This window comes from Limimaricola soesokkakensis (assembly GCF_900172345.1).
Lineage (GTDB): Bacteria > Pseudomonadota > Alphaproteobacteria > Rhodobacterales > Rhodobacteraceae > Limimaricola > Limimaricola soesokkakensis.
The window spans coordinates 1-26,417 of the sequence record NZ_FWFY01000015.1 but is presented as its reverse complement, the minus strand read 5'-3'; the positions used below and the strand labels follow the sequence as shown (position 1 = coordinate 26,417).

At 65.1% G+C, this 26,417-nt stretch carries 20 protein-coding genes and 1 pseudogene; 13 read left to right on the top strand and 8 right to left on the bottom strand.

The genetic code is table 11. The features are described from left to right. Positions 1–49: 49 nt before the first annotated feature. The 8 genes from LOS8367_RS17000 (at position 50) to LOS8367_RS16965 (ending at position 9,568) form a co-directional block, all read left to right on the top strand. Positions 50–1,057 carry a hypothetical protein gene (locus LOS8367_RS17000; protein ID WP_085897742.1) on the top strand — a complete coding sequence of 336 codons (1,008 nt, stop codon included), beginning with the start codon at positions 50–52 and terminating at the stop codon, positions 1,055–1,057. Between the two features lie 37 nt (positions 1,058–1,094). Next, positions 1,095–1,886, top strand: coding sequence for an ABC transporter permease (locus LOS8367_RS16995; RefSeq protein ID WP_085897741.1), 792 nt, complete (start codon positions 1,095–1,097; stop codon positions 1,884–1,886). Positions 1,887–1,957: 71 nt separating this feature from the next. Continuing rightward, complete coding sequence (locus tag LOS8367_RS16990; RefSeq protein ID WP_085897740.1) at positions 1,958–3,811, top strand: glycosyltransferase family protein; 1,854 nt, start codon at positions 1,958–1,960, stop codon at positions 3,809–3,811. A 185-nt stretch (positions 3,812–3,996) separates the two neighbouring features. Next, positions 3,997–4,848, top strand: coding sequence for a hypothetical protein (locus LOS8367_RS16985; RefSeq protein ID WP_133056368.1), 852 nt, complete (start codon positions 3,997–3,999; stop codon positions 4,846–4,848). Positions 4,849–4,929: 81 nt separating this feature from the next. Then, positions 4,930–6,168 (top strand): hypothetical protein, encoded by a 1,239-nt coding sequence (locus tag LOS8367_RS16980; RefSeq protein ID WP_085897738.1) that lies wholly within the window; start codon positions 4,930–4,932, stop codon positions 6,166–6,168. Positions 6,169–6,273: 105 nt separating this feature from the next. Next, complete coding sequence (locus LOS8367_RS16975; protein ID WP_133056367.1) at positions 6,274–6,708, top strand: hypothetical protein; 435 nt, start codon at positions 6,274–6,276, stop codon at positions 6,706–6,708. Beyond that, positions 6,627–7,754, top strand: a complete 1,128-nt coding sequence (locus LOS8367_RS16970) for a glycosyltransferase family 2 protein (RefSeq protein ID WP_085897736.1) — start codon at positions 6,627–6,629, stop codon at positions 7,752–7,754. The genes LOS8367_RS16975 and LOS8367_RS16970 overlap by 82 nt, the downstream gene beginning before the upstream one ends. Positions 7,755–7,780: 26 nt before the next feature. Then, positions 7,781–9,568, top strand: a complete 1,788-nt coding sequence (locus LOS8367_RS16965; RefSeq protein WP_133056366.1) for a hypothetical protein — start codon at positions 7,781–7,783, stop codon at positions 9,566–9,568. A gap of 8 nt (positions 9,569–9,576) precedes the next feature. On the opposite strand, the gene LOS8367_RS16960 is transcribed toward LOS8367_RS16965, so the two are convergent. Continuing rightward, the gene (locus tag LOS8367_RS16960) at positions 9,577–10,743 is read right to left on the bottom strand and encodes a nucleotide sugar dehydrogenase (RefSeq protein WP_085897734.1); all 1,167 of its coding nucleotides are present in this window, start codon (positions 10,741–10,743) and stop codon (positions 9,577–9,579) included. A gap of 235 nt (positions 10,744–10,978) precedes the next feature. Here LOS8367_RS16960 and LOS8367_RS16955 point away from each other — a divergent pair, with 235 nt between their 5' ends. Next, positions 10,979–13,297, top strand: coding sequence for a calcium-binding protein (locus LOS8367_RS16955; RefSeq protein ID WP_085897733.1), 2,319 nt, complete (start codon positions 10,979–10,981; stop codon positions 13,295–13,297). 7 nt (positions 13,298–13,304) lie between these two features. On the opposite strand, the gene LOS8367_RS16950 is transcribed toward LOS8367_RS16955, so the two are convergent. Continuing rightward, complete coding sequence (locus LOS8367_RS16950; RefSeq protein WP_085897732.1) at positions 13,305–14,405, bottom strand: calcium-binding protein; 1,101 nt, start codon at positions 14,403–14,405, stop codon at positions 13,305–13,307. A 125-nt stretch (positions 14,406–14,530) separates the two neighbouring features. Continuing rightward, positions 14,531–16,666, bottom strand: coding sequence for an ELWxxDGT repeat protein (locus tag LOS8367_RS16945; RefSeq protein ID WP_085897731.1), 2,136 nt, complete (start codon positions 16,664–16,666; stop codon positions 14,531–14,533). Between the two features lie 196 nt (positions 16,667–16,862). Between LOS8367_RS16945 and LOS8367_RS16940 the strand changes: the two genes are divergently transcribed. From LOS8367_RS16940 to LOS8367_RS16925, 4 genes are read left to right on the top strand one after another with little or no spacing between them, the layout of a single operon-like run. After that, a complete protein-coding gene (locus tag LOS8367_RS16940) occupies positions 16,863–18,014 on the top strand; it encodes a UDP-galactopyranose/dTDP-fucopyranose mutase family protein (RefSeq protein WP_085897730.1) in 1,152 nt (383 codons plus the stop codon). A 4-nt stretch (positions 18,015–18,018) separates the two neighbouring features. After that, positions 18,019–18,996 carry a glycosyltransferase gene (locus LOS8367_RS16935; RefSeq protein ID WP_085897729.1) on the top strand — a complete coding sequence of 326 codons (978 nt, stop codon included), beginning with the start codon at positions 18,019–18,021 and terminating at the stop codon, positions 18,994–18,996. Positions 18,997–19,031: 35 nt separating this feature from the next. Next, on the top strand, positions 19,032–20,426 hold the full coding sequence (locus LOS8367_RS16930) for a KpsE/RkpR family capsule polysaccharide export protein (protein WP_085897728.1): 1,395 nt from the start codon (positions 19,032–19,034) through the stop codon (positions 20,424–20,426). Between the two features lie 11 nt (positions 20,427–20,437). Next, positions 20,438–21,106 carry an ABC transporter ATP-binding protein gene (locus tag LOS8367_RS16925; RefSeq protein WP_085897727.1) on the top strand — a complete coding sequence of 223 codons (669 nt, stop codon included), beginning with the start codon at positions 20,438–20,440 and terminating at the stop codon, positions 21,104–21,106. A gap of 152 nt (positions 21,107–21,258) precedes the next feature. Here LOS8367_RS16925 and LOS8367_RS16920 read toward each other — a convergent pair whose 3' ends face one another. From LOS8367_RS16920 to LOS8367_RS19335, 5 genes and pseudogenes are all read right to left on the bottom strand, one after another. Continuing rightward, the gene (locus LOS8367_RS16920) at positions 21,259–22,323 is read right to left on the bottom strand and encodes a ParB/RepB/Spo0J family partition protein (protein ID WP_085897726.1); all 1,065 of its coding nucleotides are present in this window, start codon (positions 22,321–22,323) and stop codon (positions 21,259–21,261) included. Positions 22,324–22,465: 142 nt separating this feature from the next. Next, positions 22,466–23,854: an AAA family ATPase gene (locus tag LOS8367_RS16915; RefSeq protein ID WP_085897725.1), complete on the bottom strand. Its 1,389-nt coding sequence runs from the start codon at positions 23,852–23,854 to the stop codon at positions 22,466–22,468. Positions 23,855–24,154: 300 nt separating this feature from the next. Continuing rightward, positions 24,155–25,042: pseudogene (locus LOS8367_RS16910) on the bottom strand (IS3 family transposase); the annotation flags it as partial. Next, complete coding sequence (locus tag LOS8367_RS16905) at positions 25,043–26,059, bottom strand: transposase (protein ID WP_242665634.1); 1,017 nt, start codon at positions 26,057–26,059, stop codon at positions 25,043–25,045. It lies immediately after the preceding pseudogene. 9 nt (positions 26,060–26,068) lie between these two features. Beyond that, complete coding sequence (locus tag LOS8367_RS19335) at positions 26,069–26,338, bottom strand: IS110 family transposase (protein ID WP_242665633.1); 270 nt, start codon at positions 26,336–26,338, stop codon at positions 26,069–26,071. Positions 26,339–26,417: the final 79 nt, after the last annotated feature.

The following is a 26,417-nucleotide window of genomic DNA, read 5'->3' as shown; positions in this document are numbered from 1 at the left end:
CCTGTCATGCAAGGAGGGGGCCAAAGGGTTTCAGCGGCAGTCGGCATCCATGAGAACACTCTACATCCATATCGGGGCGCATCGCACGGCCACGACCTCGGTCCAGAAGTTCCTGCAGACGAATTTCGTGAAGCTGCAGCGCTTGGGCTATTTCCACCCCTACAATGCCGGCCGCCACGTCGCCCTGATGAATCGGCTCTTTTCAGGCGAGGCGCAGGTCGCCGAGGTCGCCGCCGACATTACCGCACGCGCCGACGGCAAGGCGCACGACCTACATTCCGTGGTGCTCAGCGACGAGGACATCTGCATGCGCCGCGACCTGTCGGTGCTGGCACGGTTCCGCGAGCATTTCGAGGTGAAGATCGTCTTCGCGCTGCGCCGCCAAGATCTCTGGCTCGAAAGCTGGTACCTGCAGAACGTGAAGTGGCAGTGGAATCCGAGCCTCGCGCATCTGACCTTCTCTGAGTTTCTGGCGCGGCGCGAAGAGTTCTTCTGGATTCACTACGACGCCTATCTACGGCATGTCGAGGAGCTGTTCGGTCGTGACAACGTGCTGGTCTACGCCTTCGACAAGGCACAGATGCCCGACGGCCCCGTCGCTGCTTTCTGCGATACGATCGGCCTCACCGAGCGCGCGACCTTGGCGCCGGCGCCGCACACCAACACCTCGATGTCGCCCGCGATGTCGGAGTTCATGCGGGTATTGCCGCTCGACGAAATCCAGCCGCAGCAGCGCAAGTTCTTCGAACGGGCCTGCGCTCAAGTCGACAAGACACGTGCAAAGCAGCATGGTCGCCAGAGCAGCCTGCTGATGGACCCCGACACCCGGCTGCGCATCCTCGATCTCTACGCCGCAGGCAACATGGCGGTGGCCGCGCGATACTTCGAACGCGAGACCTTGTTTCTCGACCCGCTGCCAGCGCGCGACGCGCCGCTGGCCGAAATGCGGCTGCCTTCCGAGGGCTACGCGGTGATGCAGGACTACGTGGCGGATTTCGTGCGAGCCATGGCCCTGATCCGGGCTGAGGAAGCGGCTGCCATAGCGGACAGGAACTGAAACCACGCTCGCCTGAGAACCGGTCGGAGGACAGGTCATGAGTTCACTTCCCGCTTTCGGGCCACCGCGCTTTCAGGCGATCCGAGCCATCTTTGCGCTGGTGCTGCGCGAAATGGGCACGACCTATGGCCGCTCTCCGGGAGGCTATGTTTGGGCGATCCTGCAGCCGATCGGGGCGCTTGCGATCATGTCGATCGCCTTCTCCGCCGTGCTCCGCGCGCCCTCTCTCGGCACAAGTTTCATCCTGTTTTATGCGACCGGCTTCCTGCCCTTTAGCGGCTATGGCGAGATCCAGAACAAAGTTTCGAACGCGTTGCGCTTCTCAAAATCGCTCTTGGCTTATCCTCGTGTCACTTGGATCGACACGATCCTCGCGCGGCTGGTCCTCGCGGTGCTGACCAAGGTTACCGTAGGCTGCATTGTCTTCACAGGCATCCTGTCCGTCGTCGACACGCGCGCCGTGCTTGATATCGGACACATCCTCAACGCAGTCTTAATGAGCACTTGTATCGGGCTCGGGGTCGGCTTGATGAACTGCCTTCTCAACGGTTTGGTGCCGATCTGGAGCAATCTTTGGAGCATCGTTACCGCGCCGCTGTTCCTCGCCTCGGGCGTCTTCTTCCTTTACGAAGACATGCCCGAATTCGCTCAGGAGATCCTGTGGTGGAACCCGATCCTCCACGCCGTGGGTGAGATGCGGCGGGGCTTCTACCCGACCTATGAGGCCTCCTATGTCTCGCTCAGCTACGGTTACGGCCTCAGCGCCATGCTGATCCTGCTAGGCCTCGTCTTCCTGCGCCGTTACCACAAGCAGGTTCTGGAGAACTGAGACCGCTTGCCTCGATGCGCCCCGCTCCGCATACACCTCCCCAGCCCTTCCCCGACAGCCGGACACCCAGCATGCCCTCCTCCGTCGACCAGGACCGCCCTGCCCCCATCCTGTTGCAGAGCCTGACGCTGCCCGATCCCGCGATCTGCGGCGAAAGCGAGCTTTACCTGCATCGTGACAGCGGCGTGTCGCTCGATCTCGAGGCAGGGAGGATACACCTTCTCGAAGGCGGTACCGCCGAGTTCGATGGCTACATGACGTTGTTCAACCTCGGGATCTGGACCCGGGCCTGCCATCTCGAGGGGTTGGCGCTACGGCTCGAGGGGGAAGGGCAGGTGGCGCTACAGGTCACGCGAGAACGCGTGGCAGGGGATGCCGAGATACTGGTCGAGACGCTGGTGACGCTCGCGCCCGACGGCATCTGGATCGACCTAACCCGAGCGCTCAGTGGCATGCCCGGGACCGGCCTGCCAGAGATGGACGGCCTGCTGAAGTTGCGGCTAGTGGCGCAGGAGAAGGCAGTGCTGACCAGCGGCGCCTACCTTGCCACCGACACTCAAGCCGCGCGGGACGTCTCGCTCGCGGTTGCCATCACCACTTTCCGGCGCGAGGCCGAGGTCGCGGCGACTGCCGCACGCATGGCCAGCTTTCTCGACCGAGAGGGAGAGAACCTTGGCGCGCGGGTGCATCTGCACGTGATCGACAATGGCGGCACCGCCTCGATCCCCGAGCACCCGCATGTGAGCCGGATCGAGAACCCCAATCTCGGCGGCGCCGGCGGCTTCGCCCGCGGGCTGGCGCTGGCGCAGGATGGCGGCTTTTCCCATTGCCTGTTCATGGACGACGACGCCTCGTTCCAGATGGAGAACCTGACCCGCACCATCGCCTTCCTGCGTCTCGCCCGCTCCGACCGCGCCGCCGTCTCAGGCGCCATGGTATCCGAGGCTTGTAAGTGGCGTATGTGGGAAAACGGCTCGGTCTTCCATCAGGTCTGCCGCCCGCAATTCGTCGGCACCGATTTGCGCGAGCCCGAGGAGGTGGCCGAGATGGAGCTTGCCGCTGCGCGGCCCAAGCCGCCCGGCTTCTATGCCGGCTGGTGGTTCTTCGCCTTCCCCGTCGCCGAGACGCGCGCCTTTCCCTTCCCCTTCTTCGTGCGCGGCGACGACATTTCCTTCAGCCTCGCGCACGGGTTCGATACGGTGACGCTGAGCGGCGTAGTGTCGTTCCAGGAGGATTTCTCGGCTAAGGAAAGCCCGCTCACCCTCTATCTCGACCTGCGTAACCACCTGCATCAGCACCTCGTGCATCCCGGTCTCGAGATTGGGCCGATGGGCACGATCAAGGTGGCGATGCGCTTCATCCTGCGCTCGGTGGTGCGAATGCATTACGATAGCGCCGAGGCGCAGCTCGAGGCCTGGGAGGACGTGATGCGCGGCCCCAACTTCTTCGCCGAGAACGCCGACATGTCGGTGCGCCGGCCGCAGATCTCAGCGCTGGCGCGCGACGAGGCTTGGCGCGAGGTGCCGCCGCAGGGCCCGGGCGAGCCGGCCCGCCCGGGCATCCTCAAGACCCAAATGATGAAGTTCACCCTGAACGGCCACCTAATCCCGTTTTGGGCCCGCTTCGGCGGCGAGACGGCGATCCCGGCGCGCCAGCGCGGCCTGATCTGGCCGGTCTGGGGACAGCGCGCGGCGCGGTTCTACGACGGAACGGGCCGCCGCGGCTACGAGGTACGCCACGACAAGGCACGCTTCATGCGCATCATGCGCCGCGTCACTGCCTTGGCGCTGCGCTGGCGCCGGGCCTATTCGGAACTGCGCGACGCGCATCGCGCGGGCTACGCCGAGATGGCTGCCCGGCCCTTCTGGGAGGCGCGCTTCGCGCCCGCCACGTCGTCGATGCAAAGCGTGGCGGCGGCGGAGTAGGCCAGTTGGGCGCCGAGCGACTGATCTTCCATCTGGGCGACTTCAAGACCGGATCTACGGCGATACAGGACTGGCTCGCGCTAGAGGGGGCGGGCCATGGGCTGGCCCTGATGCCGGGTGCCCCACATGTGCCGCTGGCGCAATGCCTGCGTGATCGGGCTTGGAGAGAGGCCGAATTCGTAGCCTTGGCCCGGCACCTGCAGGATGCGCCGGCTCCTGTGGCCGTGGTCTCGGCCGAGCATTTCGAGTTCGCTGATCCGAACTTGCTGTTGCAGGCCGTGTCTGCGCATCTGCCTGGCTGGACGGGCAGGATAGGTCTCGTGGCCTATGTGCGGCCGCATCCCCAGGCGCTGCTGTCGCGCTATACGGAGTCGGTCAAGATCGGCAGTTTCATTGGCACGCCTTCGGAGTATCTGGACTGGCCGCAAACCCGCAGCCGCATGGCATATGCGATGCGCTTCGGGCGCTGGCGCGCAGCCTGGGGGTCAGCGTTCGATCTGCGACTCTACGACCGCACTAGTTTTCCAGGAGCCGATATCCGCCGCGACTTCGCCCAGATCGCAACCGGCCGCGACCCCGGCCCTCTTGCCGCTCCAGACGTCAACAGGGCGCCAGGGCTCAGGGCGCTGGCGCTGGCCCGGGCCTTCCACCAAGCCATCGGCGAGACGGCGCGAAACTCGGCGGCCGAGCGGGCGCGCTGGACCTTGGGGCGCGAACTGGGACGGCTCATGGCGCAAGCGCCCGAACTCGCCGACGATCCGCGCCTTGAGCTCGATCAACTGCTTGCCCGGAGGATCGAGGAGGTCTTCGCCGCAGATGCGGAATCCTTGGACGCGGGTTTCTTCGAGACCGCCCCAATGGTCCGCGCCCTGCAGGCGGCCAGTGCTGAAGCCCCGGCGGAGACCCCGGTTCCCGACCCCGACACGGAACTGATCCCCGAAACCCGCATGGCGGTATCGCTCTGGGGCCGACTTCTGGCACGGGGGCTATCGAACGAAGTCGATGCGGTAGAGATCGACCGGATCTGGCATGAATAGGTCCCACTAGAAGGACTGGGCTTTTCCCGAATTGGACGACCGCGTATGAGGGTCGGCAATCGATAACCGAGGCAGGATCGAATGGTAGGCGAAATCGTATTTCATCTGGGCGACTGCAAGACGGGAACCACGTCGATCCAGCGCACCTTGGCCGCTGGCAAGGTACGGTCGCCCAATCGGAGCGTAATCTATCCGGCTCAGGCCAACCACATCCCGCTCGCCTCCACATTGAACCGGACCCAAGAGGCCAAATACGCCGACAAGCGGTTCGCCGAGCTCGCCCAGAAGCTTAAGAAGAGCCGGGCCGATACCGCGATCGTTTCCGCCGAAACCTTCGAGTTTGTCGATCCTCGCAAACTTGAGGAGATGATCGAGCGCCATTTGTCTCCTTGGCAGGGGAAGATGCGCTTCATCTCCTATGTTCGGCCACATGCTGATCGGCTGGTTTCTGGCTACGCCGAGCGGACCAAGCAGGGCTGGCACATCGGCAGCATGGATAGCTTGTTCGAACGCTTCGCCGACCAAGGTTTCCTACACTTCGCACCGCGGTTGCGGAAATGGCGGGAAACCTTCGGAGAGGCCCACACCGTACGGCCCATGGTGCGATCCATGCTACGTGATGGGGATGTGGTTTCCGACTTTCTCGATTTCGTATTCGAGGGTCAGGACTACGACTTCGACCCTGTGCCGCAGGCCAATGAAAGCCTGACGCTGTCTGATCTGGCAGCATTGCGCAAAATTCACGGTGTTCTGCACGAAGCTGCGGGATCGGGCCCGAAGGCACGCAATGCGCGCAAGACCTTCGGCTGGAACCTTGCGATCCTCCTGTCGGCCTTGCCCCGCCCCGAGAACGCCCAAAAGCCTAGGCTGCATGTCGATCTCGCCCATCGCGTCGTGGAGACCTACCGCGACGACGCGGCGATCGTCGATCGGGAGTTCTTCGGTCTCGACGCGACTTCGGGGCCTCTGTCCCTGGCCCTGAAGGCCGCGCCGGAGCGGGCCGTGGATGTGGCGCAGCCGATCGCGCCGGAGGACTATTTCGACGCCGCCGCGCTTCGCCTGCTCCAAGGCCAGGCCAAGATGCTCGCCCGCATGATCAAGAGCAACCCCGAGGCAATGATAAGGGGCATGCGCCCCGAGGCGCTGCAGGGCTCCAAGTCCAAGGGAAAGGTTGCAAAGAAGGGCAAGGGAACCAAGTCAGACCAAGCTAGGAACCGGGCTGCCCGCCCGGTTGTGGAGAACTCGGCGATCCGGCTTGCCCGTCACCTGCCGGAGGGTCTGCGCCGCAAGCTCTCCCCGCTGCGGCGCCACCTGCCCTGAACGATGTCTGCAACGGACCTTGAACTAGCCTCGGCGACCGAACGGCTGAACGAACTGCGCGGCTTGTACCGGCCCCGCGCGGTTCCGTTGAGCGAGGAGCCGCTGGTGCCTGGCCTGCGTTTCAGGCTCGATCCCGAGGCCGGTTTCGAAGGCGTCTGGCACAGCCCGCGTGGGCGTCTGGTCTCGTTGCAGGCACGGCCCGAACGCCCTGGCCGCTGGCTTGGACTGCATCTCGAACTCGGGCCGCTGGCCCTTGAGAATGTGCCGTTTCTCGGCGTTGTGGCGCGGCTTGCCGCCCCGCGACCTGCCGCGATCCGCATGGCATTGCGATCCGGCAGGGAGGACGGCGGTTTCAGCGACCAGTTCTTCCAGAGGCATCTCCTCGCCCAGCCCGGCGAGGCCGATCATCTCGACATGATCTCTCCCGATCGCATGCCCGACATCCCTGCCACCGCGCCATGGCGGGAGTTGGTGCTGTTCTTTCCGCCGACCGAGCATCTGGAAGTCTCGCTGCACGACCTGCGGATCTTCGCCCCATGATCCCGGGTCTGCGCAGGTTGGCGAGGTCGCTGCTGCGGCCCCCGCCATTTTTTTCCGAGCCTGAGGCGCCTCCGGCGCCTCCTCCCCTTTCTCCGACTCTAGTGATCCCGGTCAAGAATGATGCCGAGGGGTTGTCACGGCTCCTTTCTCAGGCCCGCCGCGGGCGTTTCGCCCGGGTCGTAGTGGTAGATGATGGCTCCGAGCCGCCAATGGCCGATCTTCTCGATCTGTCAGACGTCACCCTCCTCCGGAACGACGTCTCGCGTGGCGGGGGCGTGGCCCGGAACCGGGGATTGAGCGTCGTAGAGACGGATTACGTCCTTTTCTTCGATGCCGACGACCGGCTCTGCGAGGCGGAACTCGACAGCCTTCTGGCAGATCTCGGCGAGAGCGAAGGTTTCGATCTGTGCCTGTTCAAATACGCCGACAGCCGCGTCGCGCGGGCCGGCGGCTGGGGACAGCCGGACTGGGACGAGCGGTTCTGGACCATGGCGGGCCTGGGAAGCGAAGTTCTGTGCGACGTACCCCGGGACGCCCGTCCAATTCTGGCGAAGATCGCGAATTACCCCTGGAACAAGATCTTCCGCACGGGCTTCCTGCGCGCTCATGGCATCGGCTGCGCCGAGAGCACGGTTCATCAGGACATACCGCTGCACTGGCTGTCCCTGATCGCAGCAGACCGGATGCTGGTCTCTGACCGGATCTGCGCGTTTCATGAGATCAGCGCCGGCAGCAATCAGTTGCACAATCGCAAGGGGGCCGAACGGCTGCAGGTGTTCGATGTGCTCGACCCGGTGGCCCGGACAGCCCACGCCGCGGGAGAGGAATGGAGCCGTTCCCTTCTTGCCTTCGTTCTGGGTCTGGGGGACTGGATCCGAGGACGTCTCGACCCTGCCCATCTAGATGCCTTTGACGAAGCAGAGCGCGGCTTTCTGGCAAGACAGGCCGAGCCATGGCTCGACGAGATCCTCGCAGCCGACCCGGATCTTGCCCGGCGGATTTCGAGCCGCGCGGCGCTGTCCTTGCCGGAGAGGGATACGCCATGAGCGCACCGCTGTGCCTGCTGGTCCCGGTGACCGGCGAGGTCGCCGAACTTGAGCCGCTGCTTCAGGACCTGCGCCATGTCACTCAGGCTGGCGACATGCTCGTCTTTGCTTGCGCGGGGCCCTTGAGGTCGCGTGACCGCGATCCGGCGCGGCGCGTAAGACTGCTCGTGGAGATGGGAGAGTTTCCTGCGGGCGTGCGGTTGCACGCGGTGTCCCTTCAGGCACCTTTGGCTTGGGAGAGCCTGATCGAGATCGGCCTGCCAGAGTTTTCCGGACCAGACGCGCTGCCGGAATGCGTGCTGCTGTTGTCACAGGAGGCCCGGGTCGAACCCAATGCGCTCCTGCCCCTGCGCCGGGTAATGTCGGAGGTTTCTCCGCCAGACCTCGTGACATCGGCTACTGTGGGCCTTTCGGAAGAAGAAGTCGCGGCGCCGTTCCCGCTGGCTTTTTCCCGGGCGCTGATCGAAGGGGCGCGGCCGCGCGCCGATGGGCGGACAGGCATGCCGGGGCTGCTGCATCACCTCTTATCTCAGGCAACCCGTCACCGCGTCCTCGACCTTCCGGCTGCTCCCCTGCCCTCCCCCGGAGCGGGGCTGGCCCAAGCGCTCGCAGCCCTTTCCGCCGAGGGGCCGGAAGCCTATGATTGGGTCCTCTCGCATCTGCCAGCCTTCTGTGCCGGAGCAACGCCCGGAGCGCGTGCCGTCATGGCGCCCGTCCTCTCCTCGGCCAATCTGCCGCTCCCCTCGACGGCGCCGGCCACGCCCGCCCTTGCCGGGCGCGCCATGCTACGGGTCTGGCGCGGCGGCGCGCATGCCCACCGGATGCCGCTCGCCTACGATGCCTTGGCGCCGCTTTGGGAAGGCCAGATCCAGCTCGACTACACGCCGGAGCAGGCCGACCTCTTGGCCATCGCCCATCCACTAGATGCGCTGGCGCTCGCCCCCGACGTCGCCGAAGCGGTGGCGCGCGGCGTACCCGCCATGCTGCTGTCCGAGGAACCTTTCTGGGACACCTTGTTTAGCCCCGACCCCTTGGCGGACAGGATAACCTTGCCCGCTTCCGTGATGGGCGAGATGCGGCTGCACCAAGTTAACCACCACCGCTCCGGGATCTTCGATTTCGAGCGGATTCCCTATTACCTGCTGACCGATCCACGTTTTCTGCGTGCCTATCGCGAGCACTTCGCCCGCAATGCCCGCATCGATGCCATGGATTGGGCGGCCGCTTGGGGGGACCGGCCCGCCGACCTCGTGTTCATGGCCGAGCGCCGCGAGGAGAGGTTTCACGACATCGATATCCCGGAAGGGGGCATCCTGGGTCTTTGTGCTTGGCGTACCCGGCTGGCACTGGCCTGCGAAAACGCAGAACGGCTCGGTGCGAGCTGGCAGGGGGGCGACACCCGCTTCGCGCTGGAGGACTGGCATCTCGACAAGATGACGCGGCTCGATGGCCATGCCCGACTGCTCTCCGCAGTCGAGAACACACGACAGCCTCTCTATATCTCGGAAAAGATCTTCGACGCTTTCGCATGCGGCGCGCTCCCCATCTACATGGGCGGCCCGGGCCACGGCATTCATCGTCTCGAACTTCCAGAAGCTTCCTGGATGGATCTATGGGGTGCGGATGAACAGACCGGCAAGGCCCGTATCATGGCCACCCTCCAGAAGGGTGCGGACTGGACCGCTTATGCTGCGGCCCAGAGGCGCCTGGCCGAACTGTTCAACGATACGGAGATCGCGGTCCGGGAACGCGTCCGGATCGTAGGCGCCCTTCGGCACGAACTTGCCCGTGCCGTCGATGCCGGGCCCGCCTGAGGCCCCGCTCAGTCGTTCCCGAACAGATCCCGCGTGAAGATTTTTTGGGCTACGTCGTCGAGTTCGGGCGCGCGGCGGTTGGCGAGGATCAGGTCGCAGTCGCGCTTGAACCGCTCGAGGTCGCGTTCGACCGGCGAGTTGAAGAAGCTGTCGGCGGCCAGTTCGGGCTCGTAGAGCGTCACCGGGATGCCCTTGGCCTTAATCCGTTTCATGATGCCTTGGATCGAGCTGTCGCGGAAATTGTCGGAGCCTGACTTCATCACCAGCCGGTAGACCCCGACCCGCGCCGGGCGGCGTGCGAGGATTTGGTCGGCGAGGAAGTCCTTGCGGGTAGCGTTGGCGTCGACGATGGCGCGGATCAGGCTCTGCGGCACGTCGCTGTAGTTCGCCAGCAGCTGCTTGGTGTCCTTGGGCAGGCAGTAGCCGCCATAGCCGAAGGAGGGGTTGTTGTAATGCGCGCCGATGCGCGGGTCATGTCCCACCCCCGCAATGATCTGACGGCTGTCCATGCCGCGGCTCATCGCATAGCTGTCGAGCTCGTTGAAATAGGCCACGCGCATTGCGAGGTAGGTGTTGGCGAAGAGCTTGATCGCCTCGGCCTCGTCCGGGTCGGTGAGCAACACCGGCACTTCCGGCTTCAGTGCCGCTTCCGCCAGCAGGTCGGCAAAAGCGCGGCCGCGGTCGGAACGTTCGCCGACGACGATGCGCGAGGGGTGCAGGTTGTCGTGCAGCGCCTTTCCCTCGCGCAGGAACTCGGGCGAAAAGATGATCCGGTCGGTGGCGAAGCGCGCGCGCATCTCGCGCACGAAGCCCACCGGTATCGTTGATTTCACGACGATCACCGCGCTGCTCGAGGCGGCTAGAACCTGCGCGATCACTGCTTCGACCGAGGAAGTGTCGAAGGCGTTGGTTACAGGATCATAATTGGTCGGCGTCGCGACGATCACCCAGTCGGCTTGGGCATAGGCCTCGCTGGCATCCACAGTGGCGCTGAGGTCTAGCCTGTCCTCGGCAAAACAGCGCTCCAGTTCGGCATCGACGATCGGCGCCTCGCGCTCGTTGACCATCCGAACGCGCCATTCCGAGATGTCCACGGCGATCACCGGGTGATGGCGTGCCAGCAGCGCCGCGTTTGACAGGCCGACATAGCCAAGCCCTGCAACTGCGATCCTCATGAGACATCCCTTTCTCTGGCAGCCCGTTGTATCGGCATTGGCGGATGCATGTCCGATAGGGCCTGCTCTTCTCAGGTTTCGCAGCAGGAGTGAAGCGGTCGTCCAAGGGCTGAAGAAGTTGCGGCGCATTCGAGCCTAAAGCTGCGCAAGAGCCCCTGCCCTGCCTTGTTCCGACCTGCTCGCTGGCGGGAGAAGAAGACACAGTTGTCTTCGACCTTCTGGGGGTGGAGGCGAAATGGCCAATCTGGAGTTCACGGCGCGCGGCCGCAGCGCTGGGGATGCAGCGGTGCCGCGCATCACCGCGCTCATGGCGGATCCGAAAAGCGAATTGCTCCATTCCATCACCGCTGACGGCGGTCGGATTCAAAGCTGGGATGTTGCGGGGCGCGGTATCGATGCCCATCACAGGCTCGAAATGGAAAGCGCGAACCAGGCCGGAGCCGCTTCCGATCTGGCGCTGCTCGATCTCGCTTCGGGTCCGGCGCTGCTCGCCACCGGTCCCGGCGCAGCACGGCTGCATGTGATATCGGACAGCGGGGAAATCGGTACAGGTCGGGCGCTGGCTGCTTCGACATGGGGTCTCTCGGCACCGGTGGATGTGGAGATGGTGTCGCTGCCGGGGGGCGGAGAGATGCTCTATGGCGGGTTGTCCGGTCGCCCCGGCCTCGCCCATCTCCGCCTCTCCGATGGCGGTGTAGCCTTGTCCTCTGGCATCGCCTTAGACAATTCGGCGACCCATCTGGAAACCATCACGGCGCTAGCCTCGGTCAAGATTGGCAGCCGTAGCCTTCTTTTTGCCGCCACCGACGGCTCCGCTCCCGTGCTCACCAGCTTTTCGATCGGGCGCGACGGGACGCTCACAACCCGGTCCGAGATCGGTATCGAGGCGGGGCTGTGGATCTCTGCCCCCACCGCGATGGAGAGCCTGATCCTGGGTCAGGAACGCTATCTCGTTCTCGGTGCCGCTGGCAGCGGCTCGCTCAGCGTGATGCGGATTGGCGCAGATGGTAGCCTCGCCGTTACCGATCACCTGATCGATGATCGCGACAGCCGTTTCGACGGCGTTACGGCGCTCGCCACCCTCAGCCATCGCGGGCGCGGCTTCGTGGTGTCGGGCGGCGCGGATGATGGCGTTTCGGTGCATGAGCTGCTGTCGGGTGGGCGCCTCGTGGTGCTGGCGCATCTGGCCGATGGTGTCGCGTCGGGTCTCGCCGATATCTCGGCACTCGCGGTACGGGGCGCAGGCGACGGCATCGACATCTTCGCCGTCTCTGCCAGCGAGCCCGGTGTGACACGTCTGCGGCTGGACCTGCGCGGCGGGACCCTGCAACTGGGGAGCGCTGGCGATGAGGCGCTCTCCGGCGGCGCGGGAGACGACATTTTGCGCGACGGCGGCGGCAGCGACAGGCTCTGGGGCGGGGCAGGCGCTGATCTCTTCGTGCTCGATGCCGATGGCCGGACCGACAGGATCGCCGATTTCGAGCAGGGACAGGATAGGCTCGACCTCTCGGCCTGGCCGATGCTGCGAGACGTTTCGCAGCTGGAGATGCGGGTCGAGGGCGCGGTGCTGCGGCTCGGCTACGGCAGCGAAACGCTGCTGCTGCAGGGTGCAAACGGTCAAGCCCCGGATCCGGCACTGTTGACCACGGCGGAGCTGATCGGCGGCACGCATCTGCCGCTGGTAGCGATGGCGGGCGAGGCTGGGCCCGCCCCTGAGATACCACTGACGCCGCCGCGCAGCGTGACCGAGGCTGAAAGGGCCCGTGCCAAGGCCGAAGCGGAAGCGAAACGGGAAGAAACCGCTCCGTCCGAGCCGGATGACGGGGCCGGCACGGATCGCCTGCGCGGCGGCGCGGGGGATGATCGGCTCGATGGGAAAGACGGCGACGACCGTCTTTGGGGTGGTAGCGGAGCCGATAGGCTCTTGGGCCGTGGCGGTGATGATCGGCTGCTGGGGGGCGAAGGTCCTGACAGGCTGCTGGGCGGCTCCGGCGCGGACCTACTCAAGGGACAGGGCGGTGCCGACCGGCTCCACGGCGGTTCCGGTGCCGACAGGTTGTTCGGTGGAGCCGGTGCAGATCAGCTCAAAGGGAAAGGCGGCGCGGACCGTCTGTCGGGTGGCGCAGGGCACGACGCACTTGGCGGCGGGGCAGATGCGGACCGGCTCGTAGGAGGAGCCGGTAACGACCACCTCGCCGGTGGCGCTGGCGATGACGCATTGATCGGTGGGCGCGGTACGGATCAGCTGTTCGGCGGCAAGGGGGCGGATGAGCTGCGCGGTGGTACCGGGGCAGATCGGCTGAGCGGCGGTGGCGGGTCGGATCGCTTCGTGTTCGAGACGGGTCGAGATCGGATCATCGATTTGCAGGATCGTGACCGGATCATGCTCGATGCGGGTCTATGGCACGGCGATCTCTCGCCGAGCCAGGTGGTCACGCGTTTCGCGGAGAAACAGGGTGCTGACACGCTGTTCGATTTCGGCGGGGGCGACAGCCTCAGGGTCGAAGATGTGGCGCGCCCCGCCAGCTTGATCGACCAGATCGAGTTTCTCTGAAGACGCCTCAGGCGATCTCGATCGCTTCGATCAAGGCCGTCCGGTCAGCCAAGCTGTCCATCGACACATCCTCGAGCAGGACCGAGCCTTTGTGCCCGAAATCGAAAAGCGTGCCGGCCTTGGTGGTCTCGGCAAACCGTTCGACCACCGCTTCGGCGTCGAGCGTGGCGCGCCAGAGCTTGTCGTCGAGCACGAGCCGGTCCTCTGCCGTGTCGAAATCGAAGATCGTGTCGTCCCCATGCTTCTTGCCGAAGACGAAGTCATCGGACCCGCCACCACCATTGAGATGGTCGTCGCCACGGCCGCCGATAAGCCGGTCGTTGCCGCCTTCGGCCCAGATCTCGTCATTGCCGTTCTGACCCATTATCCGGTCGCGTCCATTGCCGCCGAAGATCAGGTCGTCACCCCCCTGCCCCGACAGGACATCGCGCCCGGCCCAGCCCGACAGTACGTCGTTGCCCTTGCCGCCCAAGAGACGGTCATTGCCATCGCCTGCCAGAATCGTGTCGGCACCGCCCTTGCCTTTGAGCAGGTCATTGCCGTCTTGGCCGACCAGCAGGTCGTCACGACGATTGCCAACCAGCTTGTCGGCTCCGTCATCGCCCTGCCGCACCCGGCCCCGCGTCGCGTCGACGAAGAGATCGGCGGCGTCGATCTTCCGCCCAACGGCCAGTGGGCCCTTCTGGATCGTGCCGTCGAAGTTGTAGTCCGTGACCCACAACAACTCGTCGAGCAGGTCGATACCGCCACGACCGAGATCGGGCATCACGTCGCCGCTGATCGGGACCATGATGTCCACACCTTCGCCCGCGGTCTCGTAGCCCAGCTCCAGAAGCAGGATCCGCGTCTCGCGCCCGGCACCCCAGCTGATATCGCCAAGATAGGCCCATGTGCCCATATCGGCGTAGTGCGCCAGCGATTCACCCTCGAAGGAGATCGCGGTGAGCGTCACGTCCGCTGGAACCAGAACCTCGGGAAATGGCCCAAGCCAAGACCCGCTCAGCTCGTAGGCAAAGCTGCTTGTCGGCAAGCTGAGCTTGAGTTCGCCCGTCCCGATGAGCTGCTCGTTGAAGGACAGAAGGAAGGCGGGAGAGCGATATGTCGGCATCTGTAACCTTGGGACGAAATGGAAATTCCGTCCTTGGATAGTTCATCTCCCGCTAAAGGCCCCCTGTTTTCTATACAAATGGCAGGTTCCTGCCCATCTGAGATGGGCAGGCAACATTTCTGGGTTCAGAAGTCGAACATGTCTTGGTTCACTTGGCCGGGGTTGAAGCCGTCAAGGAAGAGCCGCCCGACCCCGTCGATCCGCAACAGCGTGTTGTCGCCGCGTGCCACTGCCTCGATGTCCCTGAAATTGACCCCCTCCGAGGACAGGTCGATGGTGTCGCGGTTGCGTTGGAAGTCGGTGATGTGATCGCCTTGGAGCCGGCCCTCGATCACGAAGGTGTCGCGACCGCCATTGCCGGTCATCGTGTCGCGCCCGTTTCCACCATCGATCATGTCGTTGCCCCTGCCACCACGGATGGTGTCGCGACCGTTCTCCCCATGGAGATCGTCGCCGCCGCCGCCGCCGCGCAGGATGTCGTTGCCCCTTCCTCCGAGCAACTCGTCCGCCCCGGCATTGCCGAACAGCCGGTCGCGCCCGTCGCTTCCGATCAGCTCATCATTGCCTTGCCGGCCAAAGATCCGGTCATTGCCCGCCAGCCCGTTGATCTGGTCGTTGCCCAGCCCGCCAGAGAGCCGATCCGGACCCGGGGTCGCGTCGGGCAGGTCGAGCACGTCGATGGTGAAGCTCTCTGTCTGGGTGGCGCCGTCGGGGTCGCTGACCACCACGGTGACCTCCAGCTCCTCGGTGGCCTCGAAATCGATCGCGCCGGCCACCACGAGGTTGTTGCCCGAGATTGCAAAACGCCCGCCTGCGCTGTCGCTCAGCGCAAAGCCAAGCGCGTCGCTATCGGGGTCGGTGGCCGAGAGCGTGCCCACCACCGTGCCCGCCCCGGCGTTCTCGCTCACCTGCGCGTTCGAGAGCGCGAGGCCGGTCGGCGCCGCGTTGATGTCCATGACGCCGAGGATGTTGATGTTCGCGTCCGTGGCGCCGGGCCGGATGTCCTCGACCAGCTTGGTGCCCGCGGCCGTGCCGTCGCTGACCCATAGCTCTTGGCCGCTGGTGCCGTCATTGGCCGTGAAATAGGCTAGTCCGCCCACGGCGATCAGGTCGTTGATGTTCGAGCTGCCCGCGCCGGGGTTGATGTCCTTGAGCAGCATGGTGCCGATCGCGGTGCCGTCGGTGATCCACAGCTCGTCTCCCAGGCTGCCGTTGTTGGCGGAAAAGACCGCCCGGCTGCCATCCCCCACAGGGGTGAATCCGAACGGGGAGCTCGAGCCGCCGGGGTTGATGTCGACAACCATGGAGGTGCCGGCCCCGGTGCCGTTGGTGGCCCACAGCTCAGACCCGTTGGTACCGTCATTGGCGTTGAAGATCATTAGGTCGCTCAGCACGGTCAGATCGTCCGGAGAGCTGCTGCCGGCTCCGAAATTGATGTCCTTGAGGATTTGGGTGCCGCCGAAACTGCCGTCGGAGGACCACAGCTCCTCACCATTGGTGCCGTCCTCGGCATCGAAATAGATCCGTCCCTTGAACAGGGTCATGTTGTCGGGAAATGAGTTGCCATTTCCGGGGAAAATATCGCGCACCAGCGTAGTGCCAGCGGTGGTGCCGTCGGTCTTCCACAGCTCCTCGCCCTCAGCCGTGGTGGTGGCCGCGAAGAAGCTGAACCCGTCCAGCTGGGCATCGGGGTCGAGCTCGATTTCGCCGCTGAACAGGTTCGGTGCGAAATCCTTGACGATGGTGGTGCCCAACTCGGTGCCGACAGAGCGGAACAGCTTGTATCCGGTCACCCCGTCATCGGCGGTGAACAGGAGCGCCCCGTCAAAGGCGATCGCCTCGTCGAGGAACGAACCGGTGGCCCCGGGAAAGATGTCGCGCACCTGCATGGTGCCGACGGTGGTGCCGTTCGTGACCCAAAGCTCTTCCCCGGCCGTCGGGGTGAAGGCGCTGAAGAAGACCTGTCCGTTCACGGCAAAGAAATCATGCGGAAAGGACGAACCCGGCCCGAAGACGATATCGCTGAGCCGCGTGGTGCCGGCGGTGGTGCCGTCGGTGATCCACAGCTCTTCGCCAGAGCTGCCGTCGCTGGCGCCGAACACGAAGAGGCTGCTCAGGATCGCCCCGGGCTCGGTGAAGCTGCTGCCCCCTGCCGGGTTGATATCGGCGAGCAGGCTGACGCCGCTGCCGTTGGAATCCACTATATATGGCTCCTGCCCCAAGGTGCCGTTGTCGGCTGCGAAAACGAGGACGTCAGTCATGGCCGGTCCTTCCAAGAAAACTGGATACGCAAATACGAGATTGACGAGGATTGCCTTTCCCTAGGGAAGGTTAACATATTCGCCCCTCGAACCGGCCGAAAACCGCATAATGCAAGGCGGGGCCGCGATCTGGCTCCTAGTCGCGCGGCGCTTTTCCCGTTAAAGCGCCTTCGGGCCGGTTAGGAGAACGAGACGCATGGGCGACAGGGTTTTGATGGTGGGCGCGGGGCTTTCGGGCGCCGTGATCGGGCGCAGGCTGGCCGAGGCCGGGCACGATGTCACCGTGATAGACGCGCGGTCGCATGTCGCCGGCAACTGCCACACCGCCCGCGACGCCGAGACCGGTGTGATGGTGCATGTCTACGGGCCGCACATCTTCCACACCGATGACGAGGGCGTCTGGGACTACGTCAATCGCTTCGCCAATTTCCTGCCCTACAAGAACCGCGTGAAATCGACCACGCAGGGGCAGGTCTTCTCGCTGCCGATCAATCTGCACACGATCAACCAGTTCTACGGCAAGACGATGCGCCCCGACGAGGCTCGCGCCTTCATCGCCGAACAGGCCGACAAGACCATCACCGATCCGCAGAGCTTCGAGGAGCAGGCCTTGGCCTTCGTCGGGCGCGATCTCTACGAGGCCTTCTTCAAGGGCTATACCGAGAAGCAGTGGGGCTGCTCGCCGACCGAGCTGCCTGCCTCGATTCTCAAGCGGCTTCCGGTGCGCTTCAACTACGATGACAACTACTTCTTCCATCGCTTTCAGGGCATGCCCGAGGAGGGCTACACCGCGATGGTCGAGCGGATCCTCGACCACCCGGGCATCACCGTGCAGCTCGAGACGCGTTTCGACCCTGCACAAGCGGATCAGTGGGATCACGTGTTCTGGTCCGGCCCGCTCGATGGCTTCTACGGCTACGATCTGGGCCGGCTCGGCTACCGCACGCTCGATTTCGAACAGTTTCGCGCCATGGGCGATTGGCAGGGCTGCGCGGTGATGAATTACGGCGATGCCGACGTGCCGCAGACCCGGATCACCGAGCACAAGCATTTCAGCCCTTGGGAAGAGCACGAGGGGTCGGTGCTCTACCGCGAAACCTCGCGTGCCTGCGGGCCCGACGACATCCCCTACTATCCGATCCGCCTCGTCGAGGAGAAAGCGCTGCTCTCGGATTACGTTGAGCGCGCCCAGACCGAGACCGGCGTGACCTTCGTGGGCCGTCTGGGCACCTATCGCTATCTCGACATGGACGTGACGATCCGCGAGGCGATGATCGCCGCGGAGACCTTCCTCGCGGTGCGCGCCGAAGCACGGCCGATGCCCGCCTTCGTGGTCGATCCGAGCTGATCCCATGACACGTATCGCGGCGGTCGTCGTCACATATAACAGGCTCGACGCTCTGAAAGAGACCCTGTTGCGACTTCTGGCCGAGCCGCTCGACCACGTGATCGTGGTCGAGAACGGCTCGACCGATGGAACCTCGGACTGGCTCGGGGGACAGGACGATCCGCGGCTCGTGGTGCTGCGCCCCGAGAGCAATATCGGTGGTGCCGGCGGCTTCGAGATGGGACTGCGCGAGGCCAGCGCCCGGTTCGACCCGGACTGGACCGTGCTGATGGACGACGACGCTCGCCCTGCCCCCGGCGCCATCTCGGCGTTTCGCGGGGAGACGCTACCCTCTCTCCCCGTGAACACCGGCGCGGTGGCGGCGGCGGTGTTCCTGCCCGACGGAGCGGTCTGCGAGATGAACCGTCCTACCCGCAACCCGTTCTGGGACCGCAGGGTGCTCTGGGCAACGCTGCGTGGCGGGACACATGCGTTTCACCTCACCGATGCGGAGATCTGCGGCACCGCCCCGCAGCCCGTCGACGTGGCGAGCTTCGTGGGCTTCTTTTTGTCGCGCGCGGCGCTGGAGCGGGTCGGCCTGCCCGATGGCGGCATGTTCATCTATGGCGACGACGTAAGCTACTCGCTGCGACTGCGCCGCGCCGACATGGGGCTGCTGCTCGACCCTAATGTGCGTTTTGAGCATGCCTGCGGCAGCCTCGGCACCGACATGGCGCTGCGTCCAATCTGGAAGATCTATTACCTCGCACGCAACAATATCGAGGTCTGCCGCCTCGCCACTGGCCCGGTGCTGTGGCCCTTCGCGGTAGGGTTCTACGTGCTGGCCTGGACCCGCCGGTCGCGGCGTTACCCGGCTGCCGAGCGCGGCCTCTACCGACGCATGCTGCGGGCTGGGCTGCGCGACGGGCTGCGTGGACGCTCGGGGCGCAACGAGGCGGTGCATGCTGCCGTCTCACTGGAACAATCTGCGGCAAAAGGCTAGGTTGCCCCGCAGCCAGATCATAAGGTTAAGCCGGTATGGCCCCTCCCCGGATCCGATCGACCAATGTCCCCGATGCCGCCCCGGATGCTTCCGAAGGCGAGAAGATGGGTCCGCGCGGGCGCAAGCGCCTGCGGGCCGTTCCCTCCCTGCGTGGGAACCCGGCGCTCGACGGGAACGATGGTACCGCGCATCAGCCCGGCGGCCCCAAGACCAAGCGCGAGTTGCGCCGCGAAGCGCGTCAGGCCCGTCGCGAGGCTGAGAAAGCCCGCGCCGAAGCTGATGCCGAACCCGTTGTGGTGCGTCCCCTCGCCCGCCCCGCCAAGGTGCGCAAGCGGCATTGGGGTCTTGTCCTGTCCTTCGGGCTGATGGTGCTGGCCCCGGTCGGCGCGGCGAGTTGGTATCTTTATACTCGTGCCGTCGATCAATACGCGTCGACGCTGGGCTTCACGGTACGCAGCGAAGACGTTTCCAGCGCTTCGGACCTTTTGGGGGGCTTGGGCTCGACACTGGGCGGCGGCGCCAACAACGACGCCGAGATCCTCTACGAATACATTCGCAGCCAGGAGATTGTCCGCCAGATCGATGACAAGCTCGACCTCCGCGAACTCTATTCGCGGCACCACGAGGTCGACCCGCTGCTTTCCTTCGACCCTGATGGCACGATCGAGGATCTGGTCGATTACTGGGAGCGGATGCTGCGGATCTCCTATGACAGCGGCTCCGGTCTGATCGAGATGCGGGTGCTGGCCTTCGATCCGCAGGAGGCACAGGCCATCGCGCAGGAGATTTATCTTGAGAGCAGCGAGACGGTGAACGAGCTATCGGCAGTGGCGCGCGAGGACGCGACCCGCTACGCCCGTGCCGATCTTGAACAGGCGCAGGAGCGGCTGAAAGAGGCGCGAGAGGCGCTGACCGCGTTTCGTGTCGCCAACCAAATCGTCGACCCCTCGGCCGATATCCAGGGCCAGATGGGCCTCCTGAATACGCTTCAGGCGCAGCTCGCGGCGGCGTTGATCGATCTCGATCTTCTGGGCGACAGCGTCGGCGAGGGCGATCCGCGCGCTACGCAGGCGCAGCGTCGGATCGAGGTGATCCGGGCCCGCATCGCGCAGGAGCGCGAGAAGTTCGGCGCGGACGGGCAGGGGCCTGCCGGTGAGAACTACGCCACGACCATCTCCGAGTTCGAGCGGCTCAGCGTCGAGCGCGAATTCGCCGAGACCGCCTATACCGCGGCGCTCGCCGCCTATGACGCGGCGCAGGCCGAGGCCGAGCGTCAGAGCCGCTATCTCGCCACCTATATCCGCCCGACGCTGGCAGAGCGCTCGCAATTCCCGCAGCGCGAGATGCTGATCGGCATCGTGGCCCTGTTCGGCTTCCTCGCCTGGGCGATCGGCAGCCTTGTCTACTACTCCCTTCGCGACCGGAACTGAGGCCCGTCGCGGTGATCCGGCTGGAGAACCTGAGCAAGAGCTTCCACACCCGCTGGGGGCGCAAGGTGGTGATCGACGACGCCTCGGTCACCTTTCCCTCCGGCGTGTCAGTGGCGCTGCTGGCGCGCAACGGCGCGGGCAAGTCGACGCTGATGGGGATGATCGGCGGCACGATCCAACCCAGCAGCGGTCGCATCGTCAAGTCTGGCACCGTGTCCTGGCCGGTCGGGTTTCGCGGTAGCTTCCACCGAGACATGACCGGTGCGCAGAATACGCGTTTCGTGGCGCGCATCTACGGTGTCGACACCGAGGAGCTTCTGGGGTTCGTCGAGGATTTCGCCGAGCTTGGCCCACATTTCTATTCACCGGTACGCACTTATTCCTCGGGGATGATGTCACGGCTGGCCTTCGGAGTTTCGATCGGCATCCCTTTTGATACCTATCTGGTCGATGAGGTGACCAGCGTCGGCGACGCCGATTTCAAGCGTAAGAGCCGACTGGTCTTTCTCGAGCGGATGAAGCACGCGGGCGCGGTGGTGGTGACGCACTCCATGGGCCAGGTCCGCAAGCTGTGTCAGGCGGGGGTGGTGCTCGAGAACGGCAAGCTCATCTATTTCGAGGATGTCGAAGCGGCGATCGCGCGGCACCAAGAGAACATGGGCTCTGACGAGGAGGAGTAGGGGCCGCGCAGCTTCGTTCCGCAGTCAAGTGTTTCGCGCGCGAAACGGTCAGGCGTCATGACCTTTTTGTGGCTTCGGACAGTGCCAAGGGCTATTGCGAGATGGTCACCATTGCTGACCGTTTCGCGCGCGAAACGTCACCTTGTCCCTTGTTAGAGACTGATACCCTCGCGCAGCAGTGCAAGGATGCGGTCGCGCATACCGTCCTGTTCGAGAAGTTCGCCCGACAGCAAAAGCCCTGCAGAGGTCTCTCGGCAGCTCAGGCCGGGCCGCAGCTCGACCGCTGTCGCGCGCGGCAAGCTGCGCCGCGCCGGGGCAGGGGCAGGCGTATCGATGGGCGCTGGCACCTCGGCTTTGGCAATAGTCTCGGCAATCGCCTCGGCCAGCAGCGCGGCTTCGGCCTCCGCCTCCGCGGGTGCCGCCGCCGCTAGCCGCGCGCGCAGCCGCTCGATCAGTTCGGGATCGTCGTCGAGTGCGCGCACCAGCGCCAGCCCGGCGCGCTCGCCGATCTGCGTCGGAAAGCGCAGCTCCGCATCGAGCGCGCGCACGATCCGCACGAAGCTGCCGATCTTGGAGCGGCGCGAACGGGTCGCGGCGCCGAACAGGGCCCGCAGCGCCTCCATATCATCAACATAGACACCGGCATCGGCGGCGCGGGCCACGATGCGGGCGCGCTCGTAATGGCTCAGGCCGACCCGGATCTCGTTCTCCTCGACCATGGCCCGATAGGCCTCGGCGGCGTTTCGCGGCGAACGCGGGATCGCCAGCACTCGACCCGGCGTGCCTTCCTCTGTCGCGATCCGGCGCAGCGCCGTCAGCCGCCTCCAGCCCGAGATCAGCCCCCAGCGGGGTTTTGCGCCCTCGCCCAGATCGGCCACCTCGATCGCGGTCTGCTGGCCGCGGTCGCGCAGGCTGTCGATCAGCGCCTGCATCTCCTCCTCGCAGGTCTCGATCCGGTCGCGCACGAGATAGCTTTCGTCAATCTCCTCGAGCGGCAGCCACTGGATCAACCGTCCTTCCTCGCGGGCCTCGCTCAGCGTGCGCCCCATCTCGTCGAGCGCGGCGCTGCCCGCGGCCTCCCGCGCCACCGAGGCGATCGGCATGTTTCGGGTCGGAGCGACGCCGAGCGGATAGCTTGGAAAGGCGGATTTCGTCTCCGGCGCGGCCTCGGGCGCAATGTCGAGACGGGGCGGGGAGAGGCGCTTGCGCTTGGCCATGCTCAGGCTCCTTGCTGGAATCGCGTCAGGATGCGGGCGTCGAGTTTCGTTGGGGTGAAGAGGTCGGCCGGTGTTTCGCGCGCGAAACAGTCAGCACTGTTGACCGTTTCGCGCGCGAAACATGTGGCGGGGCAGGGCGGCGTCACTGCGCCGCCTGCGCGCCTTGCGCCTCCAGCTCCTCACGGCGCCAGACGCCCAGCAGCAGCTTCTTGAAGGCGGCGTAGGTCTCGTCGAAGGTCTCGCGGCCGCGGGCATAGGTCTCGCGATTGAAGTCTCGGTAATCGGCCTCGTAGATGCCCTGAACCTGCTCGCCCGCCTGGCCGATCAGCGCCGTGAAGTCCTGCCGGTGCGGGCTCATGGTGCGGCCCAGATAGGCCTGCATCAGCGCCGCCAGCTCGCTTTGCTGGCCACCGTCGTAGCGGGTGATGACGGTGCGTACCGCGTCCCACTGGAAGGCGGTCTCGTCGCGCCCCAAGGCGCGTGCGGCGACGTTCTCGCCCTCTTCGATCGACGCGAAGGTGGTGTGCAGCATGTCGAAGAAGCGGCCGGTGGAGTCGAATTCGAGGAAGGACGCGCCCATCGGCACCAGCAGGATGTCGGCCGCCGCCAGCCCGTTGATGGTCAGGTAGCCAAGCGCCGGGGGCGTGTCGATAAAGACGAGGTCGTAGGCATCCAGCAGCCCGTCGCGCTCCAACACCTCGCTCAGCGCGTCCCACAGCTTCCAGCCGCGCCCTGCCATGCGCCAGACCGGGATCTGGAACTCGGCCCAGTAGAGGTTCAGCTGCGCGCCGATCAGGTCGATGTTGGGCCAGTGGGTGGACTGCACGAGGTCGCCAGCCTTGATACCCATGGCTTCGGTCAGCGTGTCGTCGAGCGAGTGGGGCGCTTCGCCGCGCGACGAACGATGTGCGTTCTCAGCCTCGAGATGCTCGGCGTAGTGGCGCGCGATCAGCGGGTAGACGCTCTGCCATTCATCGGCAACCTGGCCGCCGAAGATCGAGGTCATCGAGCCTTGGCTGTCAAGGTCGAGCACCAGCACCTTGTAGCCGTCGAGCGCCGCCGACATTGCCAGATGCGCCGCAGTCGAGGTCTTGCCCACTCCGCCCTTGAAGTTGGCCACCGCGACCATCTTCGCAGGCAGGCCCTCGGGCCGGTAGGGCAGGTAGGGCTTCGCCTTCGACCCTTCGGCCCCGAAATGCGCCCGCAGCCGTAGCACCTCATCGAGCGTGAACCATTTGGCCCCACCCTCGGTCTCCGAGCGGCCCTGCGGTAGTTCGGGGTTAGCCTTGAGCACACGCCGGAAATGCGCAGGTGCCACGGGGATCAGGTAGCGGGTGATTTCCCATGTCGAGAAGGGACGCAAGCGGCGCGCCCCGTCCTCGCGCAGCCCACGCGAAGCGAGATCGCTGCGCCCCCGGGCGCAGGCTTGAGCGATGGCGGCGAAGCCCTGGGTATCCGTCGGCGCGCCAAGCTCGGCTAGCGCTGGGTCGGGATCGATGCGGAAATAGGGTGGCAGCGGCTCGCGGCTCATGGTTGCCCCTCAATGTGCGATGTTTTTCAGTGGATAGTGAGAAACGTGGCACATGGAAGCGAAGAATGCACTTGTTGCGGATATTGCGTCCTACTGTGTGACTTAAGACCCCATCTCTCTTCAGCTTATGAGCGGAGGCTGACCAACTCAGGAGACGGACACAAAGGGTCTTGTCCGTCAAGCTGGTGTAAATTCTGAGATGGTTGTTGCGGATCATCGGTCAGGCAGCCTGCGTCGATAGGATGAGACGCGGGTCGGTATGCTTGGGCTGCTGGCGGTCTCGTGGATAACAAGTTGAGGTAGCATTGCGCGTGCCTCGAACTCCATCAGGCTGATATAGCCCAGCTTCGAGTGGCGGCGCGTCGAGTTCTAGAAGCGCTCGATGTAATCGAGGACGTCGCTGCGCGCGGCATCCCTGGTGCGATAGACTTTGCGGGCTGTGCGCTCGGTCTTCAGCGACGAGAAGAAGCTCTCCATCGCGGAATTGTCCCAGACATTGCCGGCCCGGCTCCTCGAGCAGGTGATGCCGTGATCGGTTAGAAGCCTCTGGAACTGGTCGCTCGTATACTGGCTGCCTTGATCCGAATGATGCAGCAAAGCATCCGCCTTGCCGCGCCGCCAGACGGCCATCATCAGCGTATCCATGACAAGCGAGGCATCGCGCTCCGCCTTCATCGACCAGCCGACAATGCGACGCGAGAACAGGTCGAGGACGGCGGCGACGTAGAGCCAGCCCTCGGCGGTCCAGACATAGGTAAAGTCGGTCAGCCATTTCTGGTTCGGTCCGTCCGCGCGGAAGTCCCGGTCGAGAAGGTTCTCGGCGATGACGGAGCGCGCCCCTTGGTCCTTCGGCAAGCCGCGTCGACGGGGCCGTGCTCGCAGGCCATTGCGCTTCATCAGGCGCTCGATCCGATGCAGGCCGCAGGGCAGCCCTTCCTCAAGCACGTCCCGCCAGACGCGCCGGGCGCCGTAGGTCCGATCGCTGGCTTGAAAGCTCAGGCGCATGACCTCGCTCAGCTTCTCGCCGTAGATGGACCGGGCACCGGCGGGCCGGTTCAGCCAGGCATGAAAGCCTGAGCGGGAGACCTGCAAGGCGGCGCAGATCCAGCTCACGGGCCAGACATGCCGGTGCTTGGCGACGAAAGCGAACTTCATGTCGCATCCCGCGCGAAGAACGCGGTCGCCTTCCTAAGAAACACCGGCGGGCTCACACGTGGGCGCTAAGTGGTAGCCGAGCGACTTGGTGCGGCGCTGAAGGTTGGTGAGGACGCGGCTTCGGTGACGCTCGTCATAGGCCGCCGCGCCGGGATCGCGGTAGGCCATCCCGAACCGGAGGGTGTTGTGGAACAGGGCAGCGATCTTGCGCGCCTTGGCGGTTACGGCCTTCTGCTTGCCGACACGGGATGACAGGCGGCGATAGAATGCGCCGAGAGCGGTGTCGCTGCGCCCCACGGTCGTCGCGGCCAACCGCAGGAGCGCGGCCGCACGGCTCGAGGAACGCCGAGTTCGTGAAGACAGCAGCTTGCCGCCGGAGATCTTGTTGCCCGGCGCGAGGCAGAGCCACGAGGTGAAATGCTTGGCGCTCGGCCAGGCCGTCAGGTCGGTGCCGCACTCCGCCACCAGCTTCAGGGCGAGGCTTGGCCCGATGCCGTGGATCTGCGTCAGGTCCAGTCCGAGCACGCCGTGCAGCGCGGCTCGCACATCGAACGCCGGCGCCCCTGCCGGCTTCTGGCGGAAGCGCGGCTTGGGCAGTGGTGTCGTGCTCCCGGACCGGATTGTGAGGGCGCTCACCGCCTGTTCCAGCCTCACATCGCAGTCCGCGATCTTCGCCCGATACGCGTCGTAGAGATCCAGAGACTGCGCCAGCGCGAAGATGTGCTCCGCGCAGTCGTTGCCGACCAGCGCGGCCCGGATCGTCTCGGAGGAGGCATGGCACCGCACATCTCGGTGGGATGCCAGAATGTCCGGGTCGCGCTCCCCCGCTACCAGCGCGCGCATGATCCGCATGCCGGTCACGCCGGTGATGTCGGAGACGACGTGATGGAGCTGGAGGTTCATCTCCATGAGCGCCTTCTGCATGTGCTGGATATGCGCGGCCGCGTATTCGACAGGCCGCTCCCGCTCCCGCTGCCGGAGATAGGAGCGCAGCGTGGCGATCTCGGCCTCGGGCCGAAAGCTGCCGCGCAGGAGGCCGTCGGAGTGCAATTTCCGCAATCAGCCGGCGTCGCTGACATCGGTCTTTCGGTCCGGCACGTTCTTGGCATAGCGCGCGTTCACGAGGATGACTTCGAACCCATGCTGCTCGAGGATATCGAAGACGGGTATCCAGTAGACCCCGGCGGACTCCATGGCGACGCTCGTCACCTCGCAGGACCGGAACCACGTCGCCAGTTCGTGCAGGCCTTGCGTGAAGGTGCCGAAGGCCCGCACTGGCGTTGACCTGAGACCCTGTTCCTCCTCCAGTTTGGGGTAGAGTCCGTCCAACTCAGGAGACGGACATGAAGCGATCGCGTTTCGCGGAAGAGCAGATCATTGGAATGCTGAAGGAACAGGAGGCCGGGCT